Source organism: Corynebacterium sp. NPDC060344, assembly GCF_042725215.1.
Taxonomy (GTDB): domain Bacteria; phylum Actinomycetota; class Actinomycetes; order Mycobacteriales; family Mycobacteriaceae; genus Corynebacterium.
This window is the reverse complement of the sequence record NZ_JBHXCS010000002.1, coordinates 240981-262165: the sequence shown is the minus strand read 5'-3', so window position 1 is coordinate 262165 and position 21185 is coordinate 240981. Positions and strand designations below refer to the sequence as shown.

Below are 21185 nucleotides of genomic sequence, written 5' to 3'. Positions count from 1 at the left end.
AATGACCCGAATGGAGAGCAGGGTCGACTACGCAGCCCGCCCCGACTTCGGCGAACACGTCGGGCGTCTGGGCGAGGTCGAGCTGCGCCGGCTCCTGCGCGTCGCCTGCCCGGGCCGCGCCGCCCCGCTGACCAGGGTCGAAACCGCCGAAATGCTGATGACGCGCGAGGCCGCGCAGACCGCCGTGTCCGCCGCCACGCCCGATGTGCTGGCGATGGTCAAGCTCGTCCATGTCCTGGAGCGCTCGGCGGCGGTCGAGGACATCATCGCCGTGGCGGTGTGGGGCTCCGAAGCCGACGCCATGCCCCACGACGGCGACCAGGCGCCGTCGAACGTCCGCGCGCCGCTGACCCCCGCCGACGTCGACGACCTCATGGGCCGGGCCGCGGGCCTGGGCCTGGCGTGGCAGCAGCCCGCGGGCGTGTGGAACGTCCCGCCGCACGTCTCCGACGTGCTCGTGCCCGATCCCACGATGGCCACCCCGGTCGACTGCCTGACCGAGTTCAACTCCCGCGCCGAGCTGCTGAGGAAGATGGAGAACCTCGGGCTCGTCGACGCCTCCGAGTTCGCCGGCCAGTTGGTCGCCGACGAGGTGGCCGCGCAGCTGGGCGGCACCGTGGTCAACGCGAAGGGCTCCGGCGTGCTCACCGACGCCGATCTGCTGTCCCGGCTGCGTGCCTTCCTGTGCTCGCCGCAGCGGGTGCGGGCGCTGGTGTCGACGGCGCCGCATGCGATCCAGAAGTCGCTGCTGCTCTTCGCCCGCGAAGGCATCTTCCTCGACGCCCGCGAGTGGGGCGAGCGGCGTGCCGACGCCGTCGAGTGGGCGGTCGAGCACCTGCTGGCGGTGACCTTCGAGATGCCCGCGTCGCTCGATGGTGCGCCCGATGCGGATTCCGACTCCGACTCCAACGACTCCAAAGCACCCCAGCCGCCGGAAGTCGATCTCAATGCGGCGATCCTGTCCCCGGTCGCGCTGGCGCTGAAGCTCGGCCGCCTCTACGTGCCCACGCCGCACCCGGAGGAGCCCCGCCCGGCGTGGACGGCGCCGGAGGCCCAGGTCGATGCGGCCACGGCCGCCGTCGCCGTGGCCACCGCCATCATGCAGCTGTGGGAGGACGGCGGCTTCCTCGCCTCGGGCGGCCTCCACGAGTTCGCCGGCTCCGTCGCCGTCCACGATTTCGCCGCCTCGGTCGGGGCGGACGACATGGTGGTCCACGAAGTCGTCGGCATGCTCGCCGGCGCCGGCTTCATGCACCCCGTCACCGGCCAGCCGACGGCGCGGTCGGCGCAGAAGTGGTTCAACGCCGACGCCTCGCGCCGCTGGGCGTGGCTCGTCGCCGGCTGGCTGCGCGGCCCCGACCTGTGGGCGTCGGAGGACGACGCCGAAAGCTGGATGCCCTCTCCGGAGCTGATGGCGGACGTGGCCAGGCGTGGGCGTCGTGAAGCAGTCCTGTTCGCCGCCCGCCTCGACGACGGCATGATGTGGTACCCCTGCTGCATCGAATCCCACCTGGCCTGGTCGTGCGCCGCCGTCTTCGACGGGCTCGACGACTGGTGGGGCATGGTGGTCAACCGCATCATGTACGGCATGCGCGCGCTGGGCCTGCTCGTCGACGGCGCCGCCGGCACGCCCGTGCGGGCCGTCGCGTCGGCCATGGGGCACGCGTGGCTGTCGGGCCAGGAACCGCTTGTCGACGAAGCCGTCGACATGATCGCCGCCGAAGCCGGGGACTTCGTGCCCGTGGTGCGCCGGGCGCAGCTGCTGACCCCGAAGAACCAGCTCGTGCCCGACCGCGTCGAACTGGTGGCGATGGTCCGCGGCGTGCCCGGCCACGACCTCGCCGTGACGCTGGACTCCGTCGCGCACCGCGAGAAGTGCGGCGCGACGTCGCTGTGGGTGTTCACCGAAGAGTCGCTGGCCATGGCGCTGGACGATTACGACGGCGACGTCCCCGCCATCCTCGAGGCCGTCGGCCACGTCACCGCCGCGGGGCCGTGGCTGCGGGTGCTGCGCCACCGGCTGCGCGCGCTCGAGGACAGCCAGGACCTGGAGCTGCTGCTCCCGGAGGAGGCGGGGGAGTCGGGGGAGTCGGGGGAGCCGGTTGAGCCGGGTTCGGGCGAGCCCCATGAGCCGGGTTCCGACGTTCACCGGAGCACCGTCGATGCCGAGCGTGCATCGGTCGTGGATCCCGCCTCGGTGGCGTCCCCTGCGGAAGATGCGTTGTTCGACGTCATCGGCGTCGGCGATGGTGTGGTCGGGGAGAACGGCGTCGTCGAGCCGCCCTTGTTCGACGTGCCGGGCCTGCGCCCGTCGGCGTCCCTGACCGGCGATGAACTCGATGCCGATCTCGGTGATGAGCCCGGTCGTCGGTCCACCGCTGTTCCCGGTGATGGGCCGAATGCCGAATCCGATGGCGAGCCCGCCGGCAACTCCAATGGCAACTCCAGTGGCGATGGCGCCGGGGATGGTGCTGGCGGGCATGGTTCCCCCGACGCCACGTACATCGAGGATCCCCTGCGGCGTCCCGATTCCGGCAGCGGCCCCGGCGTGCCCACGCAGCCGCCGCTGTTCTAGCCCCCGGTTTCACGCCCCGGTTTCACGCCCCGGTTTCACGCCCCGGTTTCACGCCCCGGTTTCACGTCACGGTATTCGCGTCACTGTTTTTCCGCCGCGATAGTCGCCGCAACCGCCCCGCCGGCCCCTCCGTCTCGCGCTGCCGACCTCTCCCGCCAGCCTCTCTCGCCCCTCCTGTTTCTTCCGTCACGCGGGCACCTCTCGCCGGCCTCTCCCGCCGGCGTCTCCCGCCCCGGGTCTCGCAGATACCTACGTTTCGGCCAGATACTCACGTTTGAACGTAGGTACCTGGCGCAAACGTAGGTTTCTGTGCGGCCGGGGCGGCCAAATGGGTGCTGCGGCGCTCCAAAGGTGGGTGGGGGAAGGAATCCCGACGCAGAAAGACGCCGCGTGAACGGAAAGAAGTGGTCAACCGCTTCTATCTGTTCACTCGGCGTCTAACTGTGCGCGGGCGCCGGTTCGAAAGCCGGATTGTGCGTCGCGGCCGGGCCGGCGGTGGGCGCTGGGGCCGGATTAGGCGCCGAGCGGACGCTGGGGCCGGACCGGAAACCGGATTGGGCGATGGATCGAGGCGCGGGCGCCGGATCGGAAACCGAATTGGGCGCTGGATCGAGGCGCCGGGGCCTACGCCTGGCTGTTGAGGGCGACGATCTCGTCGACGAGCTTCTGCACGTCGTCGGCCTTGCCCTCGGCCGGGGTGAACTGGCCGTCGGCGAACTCGTCGCCGAGGAAGATGTTCGCGGTGGCCTCGACGTCCTTCATCTTCAGGTTGCCGACGATGTCGCGCCAGTGCTTGATCGCGCGCTGGCCGCCGCCGAACCCGTAGCCGACGAAGCCGACGGGCTTGCCGCTCCACTCGACGAAGAGCAGGTCGGCGGCGTTCTTGAACGCGGCCGGGGGAGCGGCGTTGTACTCGCCGGTGACGAACACGTACGCGTCGCACTCGGCGATGGCCTCGGCCCACTTGGTGGTCTTCGGGTTCTCGTAGACGCCGCCGGCCTGGCCGGGCATGGTGGGCTCGTTGAGCAGGTCGAGGTCGAAGTCGGCGACCTTCAGGTCCTTGATCTCGATGTCGTCGCGGCCGGAGAGGTTGTCGATGACCCATTCGCCGATGGTGGTGCCGACGTTGCCGGGGCGGGTGGTGCCGGTAATGATGCCGAGCTTCATGTGTGACGTGCTCCTTCGAGGGGTACGCGAAATGGTGTCACGTCAACCATAACGGCGGTTCGGAGACGTTGCAACGGCACCTCGAATGTAATGGCGCTCTCAGCGTCACCGTGGCCTATGCACGGCCACCCAGGCTCACCCAGAGTCACCCAGGCTCACTCGTGTAACTCGGGCTTACGCACGGTCGCCCCGGCTCACTCGCGGGCGGGGATGGAGGGGAGGGGGTCGTCGACAAGCAAGAATGCTTGACGACGGCCCGCGCATCAGCCCTTCCGCCGAGAATCCGACCGCTTCGCCGCCGACTTCGCCGTGGTCTTGGCGGAAGCCTTCCTGCTGCCCGCGGGCTTGCGGGCATCGCGGCGGCGCAGCAAGCGGCGGGGCTTGCGGCGCTCGGGGTGATCGGAGCGGTACTCGCGGATCTCGGCCTGCTCGACCCACTGCGGGGCGGAACACGCGTCGTGGTCGAGGAGCCCCGCGGGATCGTGGACGTAGGTGGTGATCTTCTCGGCGGCGGCGCCGAGAAGCTCCTCAAGCAGCTCCTTGGCCTTCGGCGCCAGCGACCGGACCTCGACGAGATCGACGAACAGATCCGTCCCCGAGGCCGAACCGCGGGTGACCTCGCGGTCGATGGCCTCGTACGAGCAGAAGTCGATGTCGCCGTAGAGGCGCAGCAGCGTGGTGTCCTGAACGCCGTCGGAATCGAAGTCGACGACCGCGCGATGGCGCAGCGCACCATGCGGGCGGCCCGTCACGCGCATCATGTGCAGGCCCAGCTCGGACGAGGCGCGGTGAAAAAAGGTGTTGCCGCGCTCGGAGTGGCCGTGATCGTCGAGACGCGGGGAGAACGACGCCAGCGACAACTCGCCCGGGATGACCCCGAACAACCCGCCGGAGACGCCGGACTTCGCCGGGACGCCGACGTAGTTCATCCAGTTGCCCGCCGAGTTGTACATGCCCGACGTCGACATCACCGACAGGATCCACTGCACGGTCTCCTCGCGGAAGACGCGATCGCCGGTGACCGGGTGGACGCCGCCGGTGGCCAGCGTCGCGCCGATGGTGGCCAGGTCGCACACGTTGAGGTTGATCGAGCACTGCCAGCTGTAGCCGTCGAACACCTGCAGCGGATCGCACGTGATGGTCTCCATCGACCGCAGCAGATTGGCGATGGCCCGATTGCGGAAGCCGGTGTCGCGCTCGCCCTGGCCGACCTCGTCATCGGCGCTGAGCTGCCGGCCCGCCAACTTGGACAGGCCCTCGAGGATCAGGTCGTCCGCGCGGCCGCCGACGTGCTCCTGCAGCAGGCCGTGCACGGTCAGCGCGCCGGCGTTGATCATCGGGTTGACCGGGCGGCCGTTCTTGTCCAGGGAAATCTCGTTGAAGGCATCGCCCGACGGCTCGACGCCGACGCGCTCGAGGACCGTGTCCAGCCCCAGCTCCTCGATGGCCAGGCCGTAGACCAGCGGCTTGGAGATCGACTGGATGGTGAACTCGTGATCGATGTCGCCGAAGGCGTAGAGGTCGCCTTCCGGGCTCATGACGGCGGTCGCCCACAGGTCCGGGTCGACGTCGGCCAGCGACGGGATGTAGGTGGCGTTTTCGCCTTCGGTGACCTCGCGGCACTCCTCGGTGAGGCGGTGGAGCGTCTCGCGGAAAGGTGAACGGATGTCAATCGAATTCATTCTTCCCAGACTACGGGCAACCTCCGGCACCGGCGCGGGGCCCCGGGGAACACCAGCCGGGACGCAGGAGAACATGGGCCGGGTGGTCGGGGGCGCGTCTCGGGTAACGACGAATGGGTCATGACAGTAATGTCATCGGGGACGTTTTCCGCCGAAAGGAATGCCATGAACGATCGTCCCCGGAACTTCGACGGCGGTTACGAACCCGGCGAGCCGCAGGGTGGCTGGTACGGCCAGCAAACCCCGAACGGCCAGCAAGGTGTGTACGGCCAGCAGTCCCCGAATGGCCAGGCGGGCGGGTACAGCCAGCAGGCGCCGAATGGCCAGGCTGGCGGATATGGCCAGCAGTCCCCGACCGGCCAGGCTGGTGGGTATGGCCAGCAGACGCCAAACGGACAGCACGGCGGGTATGGCCAGCAGTCGCCGTACGGTCAGTCTCCCGACAGCGGAACGCAGGGGTGGCAGGCGGACTCGTCGTCGACGCTGTTCGGCACCGCATCCCCGTATGGAGCTGTGCCGCAGAGCTCGGCGTCGAACCAGGGCTCGCCGTCGAAGCAGGGCCCGGGATCGAAGGGGTTGCTCCTCGGCGGCGTGGGGCTCGTCGCGGGTCTCCTGCTTGGCGGCGCACTCGGCTTCGCGGGTGGCTCGGCAATGTCGACGGACGCCGCCCCGTCCGCGGCTCCCTCGACGGTGACGGAGACCGCCATCGAGACGACCACCATCGAAGCGCCCGTCGCGGACGACCCGGCCAATGATCCGGCGGCGGCCCCCGATCCGGACAATCCCGCCGACGGCGCGGACGCCGACGCATCCGGCGGGGCACCGACGTCCATCTCCTCCGACGGCACGTTCCTGATCGGCTCGGACATGGAACCGGGCACGTACAAGACGGCCGGATCGGACACCTGCTACTGGGCGCGCCTGTCCGGGACATCCGGGGCGTTCGAGGAGATCATCGCGAACAACTTCGGGCCGGGCCAGCAGATCATCACCATCGCCGCCTCCGACGTCGCGTTCGAGACGTCGCGCTGCGGCACGTGGGAGAAGACCTCCTAAAGCGCACCCCGCCGCTCACCCAGTCGTGCGCCTCCGCTCACCCCTCCACGCACTCCGCCGCCGCATCGCCATTGAGGTGAGCAGCCCGGCCATGCCCAGCGCCCACACGGCGACGATCGCGGCCCAGGCCACGCGGAAGTCGGACCACTGGTAGGCGCCGCCGCCGGAGGAGGCGTCGAGAAGCAGCCCGATGCCCTGCGCCGCCATCATCGCGGCGATGAACCCGCCCATGTTCGACAGCCCGGTGCCGGTGGCCAGCGCGCGGCGGTCGACGGCTTCGCGCACGGAGTCGAAGCCGAGGCCGGACGCCGACGACAGCATGGCCATGGCGATGTTCAGCGCGACGATCGCGCCGAGCCCGCGCGGGGCCTCCGGCAGCAGGAACACCACCCACATGCCCATCAGTGCCACGGAAATGACCACGGTCAGGGTGCCGCGCCGGGCGGCGAACCGCGCCGAGGCCATGCCCATCAGCGGGCCGGCCGCCACCGCGGCGACGGTGTTGGCCACCAGCACGCCGCCGGCGGTCGCGGGGCCGAGCCCCATCGCCAGGGTCATCAGCGGCATGCCCCACAGCAGCGTGAACGTCGCCTGGTGCATCAGCCCGACCCAGTGCGTGAAAAATCCCTGCCAGCACACCGGGTGCCGCAGCACGATCCCGAGCATCTCGCGCACGGTCGCGCGCGGCGTCTCGCTTGACGACGTCCCGGCGCCCCGCCCCGTCCGCCCGTCCGGTTCGGCGGGGGCGGGCGGCACGTCCGCGATGGCGACGGCCGCGGCGATGCCGACCAGGGCGATGGCCGAGCCCAGCGCCAGGAACGCCGCGGTCCAGCCTTCGGCGTGGAGGAGCATGAGGAAGGGCACCGCCGACAGGAACTGCCCGATCTGCCCGAGACCTGCGGTGAGCTGGGTGAACAGGGGAGTGGCCTTCAGCGGGAACCACGCCGGCAGCAGGCGCATCGCCGACAGGAAGGCGCTGGCGTCGCCGGCGCCGATGAGCACGCGGGCGACGATGGCCACCGGATACGACGCGGTCAGCGCCAGCGTGATCTGGCCGGCGGCCATGACCAGCGCGCCGACGACCATCGTGCGCCGCGCGCCGAACCGGTCGATGGCCAGCCCCACCGGGATCTGCGCCAGCGCGTAGACGCCGACCTGCACGGCCGTGAACACGGCCAGGCGCGAGGCATCGACGCCGAACCGGTCGAGCGCCTCGACGCCGGCGACGCCGAAGGACGTGCGCCCGGTGATCGCCGCCAGATACACCAGCACCGCCGCGGCCCACACGGTGAGGGCCCGGGCGGTGATGCGGCTGCGCGGGTCGACGGTCATTCCCGGCAGTGTAGGCCCCGCCGCGGCGCGTATGGTCGCGGGCATGAGCCATCCGGACCGCGCCCCGTACGTCAAGGCGCTGCGCATGGCCGACGTCGACGGGGTCTTCGGAGAGGGCGGGCCCGGCAGCGGGGAGGACTGGGTGCTGCGGCTGCCCGTCGTCAAGCATCTGCGTGACCTGCGCGAACTGCCCCTGCCGACGCCCGTGACGCTCATCGCCGGCGACAACGGGATGGGCAAGTCGACGCTGCTGGAGGCGATCGCGCAGCTGGCCGGCTGCAACGCCGACGGCGGGTCGCGGCACATGCGGTTCTCGGGGCTTGACGACGCCTCGCCGCTGCATCATGCGATGGGGCTGGTGCGGCGGCGCAATCCTCCCGACGCCTTTTTCCTGCGTGCGGAAAGCCACCTGCGGTTGCTCAAGGAGATCGACGATCACCCGCCGGTGCGGCCGATCTACGGCCCGGACACGCTGCATCACCTGTCGCACGGCGAATCCGTGTGGGCGATGGTGACGTACCGGTTCGCCGACGGCCTGTACCTGCTCGACGAGCCGGAGTCGGGGCTGTCGCCGATGCGGCAGATGGCGCTGCTGGCGCAGATCGATCGGCTGGCGAAGGAGGGGGCGCAATTCATCATCGCCACGCACTCGCCGATTCTGCTGGCCATCCCCGGCGCGACCATCTTCGAGATGACCGGAGACGGCATCCGCGTGTCACGGTGGCGCGAGTGCGGTGCCGTGGCGGACATGCGCGATTTCCTGAACGATATGGAGGCACACGTCGAGTACCTCACGGCACAGGACGAGGAAGGGACCGGGCAATGATGAGGACCTTTATCGGGCGAAAGGCCGGGCACGGCATCCGGCCCAGGGCCGGGCGCGGCGCCATCGCGAAGGTGGCGGCCTCCGCCGGGGTCGCCGCGCTGGCGGGGCTGCCGGTGGCGATCGGGTTGGTTGGAGCGCCGGCGACGGGAGCGGTCGCGGCGGCCGCACCTGCTGCTGCCGCACCGGCTGCCGCACCTGCCGCGAGCACGGTGACCGTCGAGATCGACGACGCCGATGACCTCATCCCCGCCGACCAGGAGGCCCGGCTGATCGAGGCCACCGACGGCGCGGATCTGCCCGGCGAGGTCACCCACGTCGAATACCTGGTGTTCGGCGACAACGACGACAACATCAATGACACCGTCGAGGAGCGCCTGCGCGAGGCGTCACCGGAGCTCATCGGCGATGACGTCTACGCCGACGGGGTGCTCATCCTGGCCTACGGGGATGACCCGCGCTCCAACGGCATCTACGCCGGCGAGGACGTCGCCGACCGGCTGCAGCTGCGCGAGGGCAACCACCTCGATGACACGGTCGAGGCCATGCGCCCGGCCATGGAGGACGGTCGCATCGCCGACGGCTTCGTCGATGGACTGCACCACGCCACCGACGAGGACGCCATGGTGGCGGCCCGCGAGGCCGACGAAAAGGACAGCCGCAACACCACCATCGGCGTGGTGGCCGCGGTGGGCGGCGGCCTGGCCATCGCGGGCGGCGGGACCGCGTGGGCGGTGGCGCACGAACGCCGCAAGAAGACGGATGCGGCGAGGGAGGACCACGATTACGTCGTCAAGCATTACGCGGACGCCGGCACCCGCCTCGACGAGATCGACGTGCGGGCCCACAATCTGACCAGCCCCCTGGCTGACGATGAGCTGCGGCGCCAGTGGGCGGAGGTCCGCGACGGGTTCGTCGAGGTCCACCGGCTCAACGACACCATCGGCGAGCCGTCGACCGATGCCGAGTTTCGGGCCGCGGCGACCGACCTGGCCACCGCGCGCGAGGCCGTCGAGCGCATGCGCGTGGCCGAGGACAACATCGACCTCATGTGGGACATGGAGCACGGCGATGCGGCGGCGCGGCGGGACCAGCTGAGGCAGCTTCGCGACGACCTCGTGCGCGCCCAATCCGACGTGGAAAACGAGGACCTGCGCACCCGCCTGGCCGGGCTGGAAGACCGCGTGCGCGAGATGGAGCGGGATCCGGGCGGCGACGCGTTCATGGGCGAGTACGCCGACGTGCTCCACGATTACCGGCTCGTCCTCGACCTCGTGCGCGAGCGCGAATTCGACGGCATGGAACTCGGCGGCGACCGGGAGGCGCCGGCCGTGTGGGATCCGCGATGGCGCCCCGGATCCGGCTATGCGGGGTGGATGCCGTTCATGCTCATGCACTCGTGGCACCAGGACGATGTGTCGGCGGCGCAGGCTGCGTCGACGACGAACTCCTCGTACAGCTCGGGATTCTCCGGCGCCGGCGGTGGTGGGCAGTTCTAGGCGGTTCGGCCTGCGGCCCCGACGGGCGCCGCGGATGGGTGCTGCGGGCGGGTTTTGCACTCGGCGCGGCACCGGGGGCGCACTGTCGGCAGCGGTTCCCGTTTTCAAGTGTGCATTTCTGCCATAGGGTGACCTAACCTGTGGGCATGGGCAATGATGAGGCGGGCCGGGCGTGTACCGGCAGCCACGGGCGCGGGCACGGTGACGGCCACGGCTGCGACCACGCGCATGGGCACGGCCACGGCCACTCTCACAGCCACGACCATGACCATGACCACTCGCATGGTCTGTTCGGCGCGCACGAGCATGATCATTCGGGCACTGCGGTGCCCCGGTTGGCGCTGGCATTTGGCCTGACGGCGACGATCCTCATCGCCGAAGTCGTCGGCGGCATCGTCGCCAACTCGCTGGCGCTGCTCGCCGACGCTGCGCACATGGCCTCCGACGCGCTCGGCCTGCTGGTGGCGCTGGGGGCGGCGTGGATCGGGTCGCGCCCGGCCACGCGCATCGCCTCCTACGGTTTCCGCCGCGCGGAGGTCCTCGGCGCACTTTTCAACGCGGTGCTCGTCGGCGCGGCGGGCGTGTGGATCCTCGTCGAGGCCATCCGCCGCTGGTCGGAGCCGGTCGAGGTCGCTTCGGGCACGGTGCTGATCATCGCGGTCATCGGCTTGGCCGCCAACCTCATCGCCGCGGTCATCCTCGCCGGCGGCGACAAGTCCAACATGAATCTGCGGGCCGCGCTGCTCCACGTCATGGTCGACGCATTGGGGTCGGTGGGCGTGCTCGTCTCCGCGCTGGTGGTGCGCTGGACCGGCTTCGCCCGCGCCGACATCGTGGCGGCGGTGCTCATCGCGGTGCTCGTGGTCCCGCAGGCCATCGCCCTCATCCGCCGCGCGGGCACGGTGCTGCTGGAGCTCGCGCCCTCCGGCGTCGACGCCCGGGCCGTCGAGCAGTGGATGATCGCCCGACCGGGTGTGCGCGACGTCCATGACCTGCACGTCTGGTCGATCCACGGCACGGATGCGGTGCTCACCGCCCACGTCACCGTCGACGACGGCATCGGCTTCGACTCGGCGTGCTCGATCCTGTGTGACATGGAGTCGGGCCTGGCCGCCGAGTTCGGCGTCGGGCACGCGACCCTGCAGCTGGAGACCGAGGCCCACCACGCCCACGAGCGCCCGCGCGAGGTGTGAGCCGGCCGCCCCTTCGGCACATGAAATAGCCCGAGGGGGCTTCCGTGATCGGTGAAATACGTGTACACCCGAAGGTAACGCCCGAGGCAACCGAGGGAGCGCACCATGAAGATCACCATCATCACAGGCGACATCACCGACGTGAAGGCCGATGCGGTGGTCAACGCCGCGAATTCGACGCTGTTGGGCGGTGGCGGCGTCGACGGCGCCATCCATGCCGCGGCGGGCCCCGAGCTGCTGGCCGAGTGCCGGAAGCTTCGCGAGGAATCGCTTGCCGACGGCCTGCCCGCAGGTCAAGCGGCCATCACCTCCGCCTACGGCCTGCCCGCCCAGTGGGTGGTCCATGCGGTGGGGCCGAACAAGCATGCCGGGCAGACCGATCCGGCGGTGCTGGAGTCGGCGTTTCGCAGTGCCCTCGACGCCGCCGACCGCGTCGGCGCGGATTCGCTGGCCGTCCCCGCGATCGGCGCCGGCGCCTACGGGTGGAGCGGGGCGGAGTCCGCGGCGGCGGCGCGGCGGGCCATCGAGTCGAGGCCGGAGGACACCCGCGACCACCTCGACGAGGTGATCTTCGTGCTTTTCGACGACGGACTCGAATCGACGTTCCGCGAGGAATTCCGCGACTGGACCAACGACGAGACGACGGGAGACACCAATGCGTAACCGAATCGGACTTGCCGCAGCGTGCTCGATCGCGCTGGCGCTGACCGCGTGCGGAGATGGCGGGGTATTCGGGGGATCGGGTGGCGATGACGCCGTGGCCACCGAGACGGACACCACGACCATCACCGCCGATGACGGGACGAATGGCGGAGACGGCGGCGACGGTACCGGCAACGGGGGAGACGGCCGCCCGAACCCGACCGGCGGAACGCCCGCCCCCGGCGGCAGCAATGGCGGCAACAATGGAGGTGGCAACGGCGGCGACGGCGGCGGCAACGGAGGAGATTCGGACGGAGCCAACTGCGGCGTCGATGAAGACGCGGCGATCATTTCCGAGTCGATCGCAACGGTCGAGCCGCCGTTCGCCGACGGCCACTGGGAGCTGACCCAGACCAACTTCGACCCCTGCGGTGAACTGACCTACGCACTGTTCGAGCAGATGCCGCAGGGCAATGCGCAGTTCGGCACAAAGATCCTCATGTTCCACGACGGCGACTACCTCGGCGTCGACTCGACGCACCCGCAGCAGGGGCAGATCGTCGGCGAGGGCGACGGCTGGTTCGAGGTGAAGTACAAGGATTGGGAGGCCCTTCGCGATTCCGGCGAGGCCAACGTCGCCGCCCCGAAGTACACCTCCAACGTCACCTTCACGTGGAGCGAATCGGAGGGCAAGGTCGCCACCGAGGGCCGGTTCCCCAACACCGGCCTCTGACGGCCGCTACTGCTTCTTCAGCACCTCGGCGATGAAGTCGGCGATGACCTCGCGGGAGATCTTCACGTCGATGACGATGACGCCGGAGGGGTCGTCGTCAAGCATCTCCTCGACCCGCGCGAAGTCGGCCATGTCCGCGACGGTGACCCCGCGCGCGCCGAGGGAGCGGCCGACGGCGGCGAAATCGATGTCGTCGATGACCATCGACGCGGTGTCCAGGCCCTCGGCGCGGTACTGGTGCAGCTCGGCGCCATAGGCGGCGTCGTTCATGACGATCACCGCGCCCTGCCGCACCGTCCGGAACACCGTCTCGGCGTCGGACAGGGCCATCAGGCCGCCGCCATCGCCGGTGACCAGCACGTTGTAGTCGCCGGGGCGGGCGGCGGTGACGCCGATGGCCGTGGGGAAGCCCAGCCCGATCGTCTGGATCGCCGTGCCCACCAGCACCTGCGCCCGCGGATCCGGGCTGTCCAGGTACATGGGCACCCAGCCGAGGAAATGCCCGCCATCGGTGCACACCGTGCGCTGCTCCGGCAGGATGCGGTTGAGCGCGCGCAGGGCGGCGCGGGGGTCGAGGCGGCCGTCGGCGCCGCGCTCGTGGAACAGCTCCGGCTGGGTGGCGGGGTCCTCGGCCGGCGGCAGGGCGCCGAGCTCGTCGCGCCAGGTCGGGGCGGCGGCGCGGCGCTCGGCGACCATCTCGTCGAGCACCGGCAGGACCGGGGCGAGGTCGCACAAGATCCGCTTGTCGACGTCCCGGTTCGACGGATGCTCCTCCAGCGTCAGGTGCATGACCGTCGCCTCCGGTGCGAACAGCGATCCGCCGCGCGCCTGGAAGGCGTTGAAGCTCGCGCCGAGGATGAGGACGACGTCTGCCTCCTGGGCGAAGGGGACCATCGCGCGGTGCGTGAAGCCGCCCGCCGTGCCCAGGCACCACTCGCCGCCGATGACGTTGCGGGCCATCGCCGAATGCATGTGCAGCGCACCGATGCGGTCGCCGAGGGCCGCCACCTGGTCGGCCACGCCGGCGCGGACGACGCCGCGGCCCGACAGGATCAGCGGGCGGCGCGCCGAGGCGAGGGCGTCGGCGACGTCGGAGAGCTCCGCGCGGAGGTCGTCGGACATCGGGCGCGACGGCGTGGCGTGGGCCGGGCGCATGAGCTCCGGGCGCGACAGGACGTCGCCGCCGTCGACCAGCGGCGCGGTCTGCAGGTCGAAGGGCAGCAGCAGCACGACCGGCTCCTGGTGCGTCTGCGCCAGCGCGAAGGCCGCGTGGGCGTCGGCGGCGGCGGTGGCCGGGGTGGGCGTGAAGTGGTCGATGCCCAGCGCGTCGAGCAGGCCGGCCTGGTTGAGGTCGAAGTGGCGCGCGCCGGCGGCCGGGGCCGAGCCGGTGACGTAGACCATGGGCACGCGGGCGGCCTTGGCCTCGGCGAGGGCCGTGATGGTGTTGGTGAAACCGGCGCCGCAGGTCGTCGTGGCGACGGCGATGCCTCCGCCGGCGCGGAAGAAGGCGTCGGCCGCGGCGACGGCGCCGGCCTCGTGGCGGGTGGCCGTGTACGGGAAGCCGCGGGAGGTCAGATGGCTGACCACGTGGGAGTTCGCGTTGCCCACCAGACCGAAGACGTGGTCGGCGCGGGCGAGGATGACGTCGGCGATGGCCGTGGACACCGTGGCGTCGAGCGTCGTCTCGGTGGGGCGCGGCGCGGTGGTGCGGTCTTCGGTGGTGCGACCTTCGGTGGCGCCCGCGTGGGTGGCGAGCTGCTCGGTGGTGCGCGCCTCCGTTGTGGGTGCGTCGGCGGTGCCCGCGTGGGTGGCGGACTGGTCGACGGCGACCGTGGCCCCGTGCCCGTTTGTGTTGGTTTCGGGGCGGGCGGTCTCGGCGGAATATCGCTGCACGGGTGGTCTCCTTCGACGGCGGACGGATGCTGCGTGCAAGTGCAGGGGCCGATTGTTGCCGACTCTGCTGGTAAACGAAAGAGGAACAACCCGCATAACGGATTGATCACGGGTTATGGGGATATGTTGGGGGTGAAACGCGGGGGGATTACGCCGTTCGGGGAAAATCGGCGCGTGCGTTTCACGGGTGTGGCTGACGGGGGTGTCTACCGGGCTCGGTGGTGATCGACGGCGCCCATGCGACGACCGGGCGGCCCGACGAGTGTGCGATACGGGACCCACACCGCACACTCGTCAGATGTGCAGCCCCCACCGGCCCGACGAGTGTGCGCTCCGAGTCCCCCACCGCACATTCGTCAGATGTGCAGCCCACGGGCGCGGGAGAGTGGGTGGGGGTGGGCGTCGTCAAGCAGGCGCGCAAGCCAAAAAGGGGACGCCGCAGGCCCGAAGACCCGCGGCGCCCCGCACGAGCTGCCAAGCCGGCAGCGCCAACGCCTACTTGGTGGCGATGTTGTCCAGGATGAAGTCCTTGACGGCGTCGGCGTCGTTCGGCATGTCCACGACCCGGCGCGGCGCGTCCATGATCCCGGCGAAACGCTCGGGCATGTCCGGCTCGGTGCCGGTGGCCTCCATGATGGTGTCGGCGAACTTCACGGGCAAGGCGGTCTCCAAGCACACGATCGGCGTGGACACCTGGTCGCGCAGGCCGCGGGCGACATGAATGCCGTCGGCGGTGTGCGGGTCGACCATGACGCCGAGGCGCTCCCAGCAATCGCGGATGGTCTCGACGCGGTCGGCGTGCGTCGACCGGCCCGACAGGAAGCCGTGGACGGCGGAGGCCTTCGGGAACGCCGGGTCGCCGGTCAGCGTGAACCCGCCCTGCTTGACCTTGACGCCGAACTTTTCGCCGACGCGCCCGGCATCCCGGTCGAGCAGGTCGAAGATGAACCGCTCGAAGTTCGACGCGCGCGAAATGTCCATCGACGGGCTCGACGTCGCCTGGGTCTCTTCGGACGTGCGCACGCGGTAGGCGCCGGTGCGGAAGAACTCGTCGAGGACGTCGTTTTCGTTGGTGGCCACGATCAGCCGGTCGATGGGCACGCCCATGGACTTGGCGATGTGCCCCGCGCACACGTCGCCGAAGTTGCCCGTGGGCACGGAGAAGCTGACCTGCTGGTCGTTGGTCTCGGTCATGCGGATCCACGACGACACGTAGTAGACGACCTGCGCCATCAGCCGTGCCCAGTTGATCGAGTTGACCGCGCCGATGCGGTTGGCGGCCTTGTACTTGAGGTCGCCGGAGACGGCCTTGACCACGTCCTGGCAGTCGTCGAAGACGCCGTCGAGGGCGATGTTGTGGATGTTCGGGTCGTCGAGGCCGAACATCTGCGCCTGCTGGAATGGGGTCATGCGGCCGGCGGGGGTGAGCATGAACACGGAAATGCCGGTGCGGCCGCGCATAGCGTACTCGGCGGAGGATCCGGTGTCGCCGGAGGTCGCGCCGAGGATGTTGAGGGTCTCGCCGCGGCGGCCGAGCTCGTACTCGAACAGCTCGCCGAGCAGCTGCATGGCCATGTCCTTGAACGCGGCGGTCGGGCCCATGGACAGGTGGCCGATGTGCAGGCCGTCCTCGAGCTCGGTGACGGGCACGATGTCGGGGTCGGAGAACTTCGGCGTCGTGTACGCGCGGGCGCAGATGCCCTTGAGGTCGTCGGCGGGGATGTCGTCGACGAACAGCTGCAGGACGTCGGCGGCCAGTGCGGAGTAGCCGTCGTCGGCGAGGATGCCGCGCCAGCGGGTCAGGGTGGCGTCGTCGATCTGCGGGTATTCGGCGGGCAGGTACAGGCCGCCGTCGGGCGCCAGCCCGCCGAGCAGGATGTCCGAGAACTTGGCGGGGGTTCGCTTCGGGTCGCGCGTCGAAATGTAGTCCACGGGCCCAACCTTACTGAAGGGATTGCTTGACGACGCCCACCGCCCGCGCATCCGCCCTTCCTCCCCACAGAAGCGGAAAACCCGCAGGCGCGAAATGCGCGGACGCGGAAAACCCGCACCGGCCGTGGCGGCCATGGTGCGGGTTTCGCGTGGGGTGCGCCCCCGGCCGAGTGGGCCGGGGGCGCTGGATCGCCGTGGCGATCGGGGGAGTGGCTTAGCGGGGCTCGCGGCCCTCGAGGCCGTCGGCCTCGATCTGCTCCTTGCGCAGCTCCTCGGTGTGGGTCTCGGTGTCGCGGACGGTCTCCTTGCCCAGGTTGACCTTCTCCACCGGGACGGACTCCTTGGTCACGTTGACGCGCTCCCCGTGGAGGGTGACGGAGGCCTCGTCCTCGCCGATGGTGGCGTCGCGGCCGGCGAGGTTGCGGGCGTCGGCGTCGGTGATGGGCTCGCGCTCGACGCGGACCTCTTCGCGGGTGACGGGGACCTCGACGGTCTCGGTGTCGGTGACGACGTGCTTGCGCAGTCGGACCTCACCGGTCTCCACGTTCTGCTTGTCGACGTTGAGGCGCTCCTCCGAGCGGATCATCGCGTCGCCGTCGGCGTGATCGCGGTGGCCGTGGTCGGCGGTGCGGTTGGTCTCGGGGACGTCCGTGCCGCGCTCGCGTCGCTCGAGCTCCTCGGGGGTCAGGTCGGAGTCCACGTGGTCGGGACGGTCCTGGACCTGGCCCGGGCGGGTCTCGTTGCGGTTGGCGGCGGCGCCGACGCCCGCACCGGCACCCGCACCGAGGCCGGCACCGGCGGCGGCGTCGCGGTGGCCGTCGTGGTCGCGATGGCCGTGGTCGCGGCGGTCGTCGCCGATGTAGCGCTCTTCGTCGCGGGCATCGGTGAGCTGGTAGTGCTCGTAGATGTTGCGCTGGTCGTCCGGGGTGAGGTGGTTGTCGGCGTCGAGGCTGGGCGCGTCCTTGATGCGCTCCTTGTCGAAGGCGAGCTTGAGCTCCTCGCCGGACAGGCGGTGGCCGCGCATGGGGACGAGGCTGCTGCTCATGCCGAACAGGCCGTGGCCGACCTCGACGAACGTGGGCTGGCCGGAGTTGTCGTCGACGTAAACCTCCTTGACGGCACCCAGCTTGTCGCCGTTGCGGTCGTAGGCGGTGGCGTTGAAGAGATCCTTGATGTTCTTCTCGGTGGTCATGTCGAGCATCCTTCCGTTGACTGCTTTCATGTGGCGGCCGCCGGGTTCGGCGGCCGACTTCTTTCTGCGGTCTCACTCGGGCTCGGGCCCGTCCGGCCATCGGGGCGGGGGCCGGATTCCGGCGCCGCCGATCCTCGTTGACCGACATTGGCCACGGTAGGGAGAACGACATTCACGCGCATCCGGAAACGGCGCGGATCGGGCTGCGGCGGGGCCTCGTGGGGCTGATGTGGCGATCCGTGGCCGATCTGTGACCCCGGTTACTAACGTCATTCACCCAGGTTGCGCGCGGCGAACGGTGGACGCTCGCTGTCAACGTGGGCATGGTTGTTTCAATTAGGTCACAATGCTCCGCCGAAGCATCGTCAGACCCGATTTGGCGGACTCCCGTGTCGCCGGGCGTCGCCGGGTGTCGTCCGAGTGTCCGGCGCATGCCGCCGAAGCCCCCGCCGAATGGCGGGGGCTTCGCAAATGACGGGGTGTGTGCGGTGGTGCGTGATGCGGCGCGCGGTGCGGCGTGGTGGCTAGCCGCGGGCCTGGAACGACAGGCACTCGGCGGTGTCGCCGGACGGGCCCATCTTCACGGACTCTGCGACGCACTCCAGATCCTGGTTGTGGATGCAGTTCGCGCGCTGGCACGCGCCGACCTGGGAGTTGACGCGCGGCAGGCCGCCCTTGACCCCGAGCGGGATGAAGGTGCCGCAGGCGGAATGGTCGTCGATGGTCACCGCGAAGGCGCGGCAGGCGTCATCGGCGTTGTAGGAGCAGCCCTCGACGGTGCACTCGGACACGCGGGGCATTTCGAGCGTGGACATTGTGGCGTCCTTTCTTTGATGGGGCGATTCTCTCTGTCAATTCCCACAATAGGCCTCCATCACGCCCATATTCCAGCGATTGTCCGTGAATGTGATCGAGTCAATTTTGCAACTCTGCCGTGCCCAAAATTCTGGAAAGTTCGACGCGGGCTACCTCACTGTAAATGCACTCCTGCCTGCACCTTCGCGCCCCCGCTCTAATGTGGATGGCGAGCATCAATTCGGCAAGTATTGCCTAATATGCCGCCGGAATATTTACGCGCGCGGAAATGTGCGAAATTGCCCTCTATTGTCTCGGTGGCGCTCAAAGCTGGCTTGCAATCGTCGAACACCACCTCGAAGCCGCCCGTTGGGCGCGAAAAACCCCGGGGCATCCGATGATGCTCCCGGGGTTGGATTCGTCGCTCCCCGCGGTGGCTGCCTGCGGGGCGCGTCACATGAGCTGCGCCGGCCGGCCCGGATGGGCGACGGCGTCAGCCGATGCGGGTGGCTTAGACGTACTTGGCGGAGAAATCGCCGCCCTCGTCCTGGGTCCACTGGATGGTGCCGTTGGTGAACGACTGCTCCCAGCCGCCCTCGATCTCGGCCTCGCCGGCGGTCGGCAGGCCGACCTCGTTGCCCAGCGCGCCGTCGTTCTTCCAGGTCTCGGCGATCTTGCCGACGATCGGGTGCGTGCCACCATCGGGCGAGGAGGCGACCCAGCCGTTCTCGTACTCGGCGAGCATGTTGTCGCCGGCCTTCTGCGCGGACTTGAACGCGCCCAGGTTGGCGGCGCCGGCGGCGTCGGTGATCTCGGCGGGCACGTCGCCCTCGGCGACATCCTCGGTCTCTGCGGCGGCGCCGTCCTCACCCTCGGCGGCGGTCTGCGAGGCGGCGGTCTCCTCGGCGGAGGTCTCGCCTTCACCCTCGTTGCCGGCCGTGGCGTCGTTTACGGCGGACTCGACGGCGTCGGTGGCCTGGGTCGCGTTGTCCTGGACCTCGTCGGACGAGCAGGCAGCGGCGCCGAGCAGAAGCGTCGCGCCGAAGATGGCGGCGGTGGTGCGGGTGATGGTGGTCTTGCGCATGTCGTACTCCTCGATTGTCGTGGGTGACGTCACGGGCCGCTCTGCTTTTCGACGACCACCGTCATTCCGATTCGCCGTCGAGGGCTGCAAAGTTGCTCCGCTGATTCATGGTGTACGAGGTGCACGGAGTATGCAAGGGATCGTATTCACATGGAAGCGGGATCGTTACCAATACGTGAGGATTGAATCGCGCCTGCTCGGACGTGTCGAACTCGCCCCGGCCACATCTTGACCTCATTTCGGCGTCATGCGGACATCATGCTGACCTCATGCCGACTTCATCCTCGGCTCATGCGGAACGCCGTAGCGCTGGCGCTTGCCTTCCATCGCGCGGCGGTAGCATCCGAGCACCTCGTCGACGAACTGCCCGCGGCCGCACCGCACGGCACTGGCGCGGGCGGAGGCGGACATGGTGCGGCGGAGGGGGCCGTCGGAAAGCAATCGTGTGGCGATGGCGGTGAAATCATCCTGCGAGGCATACCGGTGGCCGTTGATGCCGTCGGCGATGAGGCCGCGGAAGGCGTCGTCGTCGGGCGTGATCGTGGGCAGCCCGGAGGCGAGCGCTTCGAGGCAGGTCAGGCCCTGGGTTTCGCTTCGCGACGACGTGACGAAGGCGTCCGCGAGCCGATAGAGGCGCGCGACCTCGCCGGCGGGGACGGCCCCCGTCATGTGCACGCGCTCGGCGACGCCGAGGTGCGCGGCGAGATCGCGGAGCTCCCCTGCGACCGGGCCATCGCCGACGACCAGCCACTGCCACGGGGCGTCGGTGATGCCGGCGAGGAGGCGGAGGGTCTCCGTCAGGTTCTTCTCCGCGGCCAGGCGGCCGACGGTGAGAACGACGGGGATGTGCGGGGCGAGCCCGATGCTTGCGGCGAGATCGGCGAGGTCGGCGAGTGCCGTGGTGTCTGCGGTTGTTGACCGGGGATCGGTGGCCGCCGGGCGGAATTGGTCGAGGTCCACGCCCGTGCCGATGACCTCGATGGGATTGGCGACCCCGTAGCCGTGCAGCAGTTCGGCGACCTTGCGCGTCGGGGCGATGACGCGGTCGGTGCGGCCCAGCAGATCGCGGGTGAAGGCCCTGGTCATGGCGCGGCCGACGCGTCGGCTGGGGCAAAAGTAGTGTGTGTAGTCCTCGTAGGACGTGTGATACGTGTGCACGTGGGCGACCCCGACGCGGCGCGCGATGCACCGGGCCCACGCGAAGGTGGGGAACTCGGTGTGGCTGTGGACGACGTCCGGCGCCCACTCCGTTATATGGCGCATGACGGGGGCGCTGACCGGGCGGCCGATGCGCGCGTGCGGGTACACCGCGCCGGCCGGAATGGATGCGACGCCGTAGACGCGGCCGTCGAAGGTCGTGGACAAATGGTCGGCGACCGTGAGCACGCGGACGTCATGGCCGGCGGCGGCGAGACCGTCGCGGAGATCCGTGACGGACCGGACGACGCCGTTGACCGTGGGCGACCAGCAATCGCTGAGCAGCAGGACCCGGAGTGGCCGTGCGCCGCCGGTGGCGCGAACGAGATGCATGCGCCGATTGTCGGTCAATTGGCTCCGCTTGTCCTGGCGAGTGGTCCGGGTGAGCGC

Annotated in this window: 16 protein-coding genes; 7 read left to right on the top strand and 9 right to left on the bottom strand. The window is 69.9% G+C overall.

The genetic code is table 11. The features are described 5' to 3' along the window. Positions 1–10 precede the first annotated feature (10 nt). On the top strand, positions 11–2575 hold the full coding sequence (locus ACFWGD_RS03910) for a hypothetical protein (protein WP_377777242.1): 2565 nt from the start codon (positions 11–13) through the stop codon (positions 2573–2575). Positions 2576–3199: 624 nt separating this feature from the next. On the opposite strand, the gene ACFWGD_RS03905 is transcribed toward ACFWGD_RS03910, so the two are convergent. Together ACFWGD_RS03905 and glsA are read right to left on the bottom strand one after the other, a co-directional pair. Continuing rightward, positions 3200–3742: an NADPH-dependent FMN reductase gene (locus ACFWGD_RS03905; protein WP_377777241.1), complete on the bottom strand. Its 543-nt coding sequence runs from the start codon at positions 3740–3742 to the stop codon at positions 3200–3202. Positions 3743–4005: 263 nt separating this feature from the next. Next, a complete protein-coding gene (glsA, locus tag ACFWGD_RS03900; RefSeq protein ID WP_377777240.1) occupies positions 4006–5424 on the bottom strand; it encodes a glutaminase A in 1419 nt (472 codons plus the stop codon). Positions 5425–5589: 165 nt separating this feature from the next. Here glsA and ACFWGD_RS03895 point away from each other — a divergent pair, with 165 nt between their 5' ends. Continuing rightward, positions 5590–6480, top strand: coding sequence for a hypothetical protein (locus ACFWGD_RS03895; RefSeq protein ID WP_377777239.1), 891 nt, complete (start codon positions 5590–5592; stop codon positions 6478–6480). A 15-nt stretch (positions 6481–6495) separates the two neighbouring features. Here ACFWGD_RS03895 and ACFWGD_RS03890 read toward each other — a convergent pair whose 3' ends face one another. After that, complete coding sequence (locus tag ACFWGD_RS03890) at positions 6496–7812, bottom strand: nitrate/nitrite transporter (protein ID WP_377777238.1); 1317 nt, start codon at positions 7810–7812, stop codon at positions 6496–6498. Between the two features lie 43 nt (positions 7813–7855). Between ACFWGD_RS03890 and ACFWGD_RS03885 the strand changes: the two genes are divergently transcribed. The 5 genes from ACFWGD_RS03885 to ACFWGD_RS03865 all read left to right on the top strand — a co-directional run bounded on the left by ACFWGD_RS03885 (position 7856) and on the right by ACFWGD_RS03865 (position 12702). Next, complete coding sequence (locus ACFWGD_RS03885; protein ID WP_377777237.1) at positions 7856–8638, top strand: AAA family ATPase; 783 nt, start codon at positions 7856–7858, stop codon at positions 8636–8638. After that, the gene (locus tag ACFWGD_RS03880) at positions 8635–10134 is read left to right on the top strand and encodes a DUF5129 domain-containing protein (protein ID WP_377777236.1); all 1500 of its coding nucleotides are present in this window, start codon (positions 8635–8637) and stop codon (positions 10132–10134) included. The genes ACFWGD_RS03885 and ACFWGD_RS03880 overlap by 4 nt, the downstream gene beginning before the upstream one ends. A 146-nt stretch (positions 10135–10280) precedes the next feature. Beyond that, complete coding sequence (locus tag ACFWGD_RS03875; RefSeq protein WP_377777235.1) at positions 10281–11327, top strand: cation diffusion facilitator family transporter; 1047 nt, start codon at positions 10281–10283, stop codon at positions 11325–11327. 105 nt (positions 11328–11432) lie between these two features. After that, on the top strand, positions 11433–11990 hold the full coding sequence (locus ACFWGD_RS03870) for an O-acetyl-ADP-ribose deacetylase (RefSeq protein WP_377777234.1): 558 nt from the start codon (positions 11433–11435) through the stop codon (positions 11988–11990). After that, the gene (locus ACFWGD_RS03865; RefSeq protein ID WP_377777233.1) at positions 11983–12702 is read left to right on the top strand and encodes an LppP/LprE family lipoprotein; all 720 of its coding nucleotides are present in this window, start codon (positions 11983–11985) and stop codon (positions 12700–12702) included. Before ACFWGD_RS03870 ends, ACFWGD_RS03865 begins: the two co-directional genes overlap by 8 nt. 6 nt (positions 12703–12708) lie before the next feature. Here the strand turns inward: ACFWGD_RS03865 and ACFWGD_RS03860 are convergent, their stop codons facing one another. The 6 genes from ACFWGD_RS03860 to ACFWGD_RS03835 form a co-directional block, all read right to left on the bottom strand. Then, complete coding sequence (locus ACFWGD_RS03860; protein ID WP_377777232.1) at positions 12709–14595, bottom strand: thiamine pyrophosphate-binding protein; 1887 nt, start codon at positions 14593–14595, stop codon at positions 12709–12711. A gap of 495 nt (positions 14596–15090) precedes the next feature. Then, the gene (thrC, locus tag ACFWGD_RS03855) at positions 15091–16527 is read right to left on the bottom strand and encodes a threonine synthase (protein WP_377777231.1); all 1437 of its coding nucleotides are present in this window, start codon (positions 16525–16527) and stop codon (positions 15091–15093) included. Positions 16528–16741: 214 nt separating this feature from the next. Beyond that, the gene (locus ACFWGD_RS03850) at positions 16742–17719 is read right to left on the bottom strand and encodes a PRC and DUF2382 domain-containing protein (protein WP_377777230.1); all 978 of its coding nucleotides are present in this window, start codon (positions 17717–17719) and stop codon (positions 16742–16744) included. A 524-nt stretch (positions 17720–18243) separates the two neighbouring features. Beyond that, a complete protein-coding gene (locus tag ACFWGD_RS03845; RefSeq protein WP_377777229.1) occupies positions 18244–18534 on the bottom strand; it encodes a DUF1540 domain-containing protein in 291 nt (96 codons plus the stop codon). A gap of 491 nt (positions 18535–19025) precedes the next feature. Next, on the bottom strand, positions 19026–19598 hold the full coding sequence (locus tag ACFWGD_RS03840; protein ID WP_377777228.1) for an LGFP repeat-containing protein: 573 nt from the start codon (positions 19596–19598) through the stop codon (positions 19026–19028). Positions 19599–19865: 267 nt separating this feature from the next. Next, a complete protein-coding gene (locus ACFWGD_RS03835; protein ID WP_377777227.1) occupies positions 19866–21128 on the bottom strand; it encodes a glycosyltransferase in 1263 nt (420 codons plus the stop codon). Positions 21129–21185 lie beyond the last annotated feature (57 nt).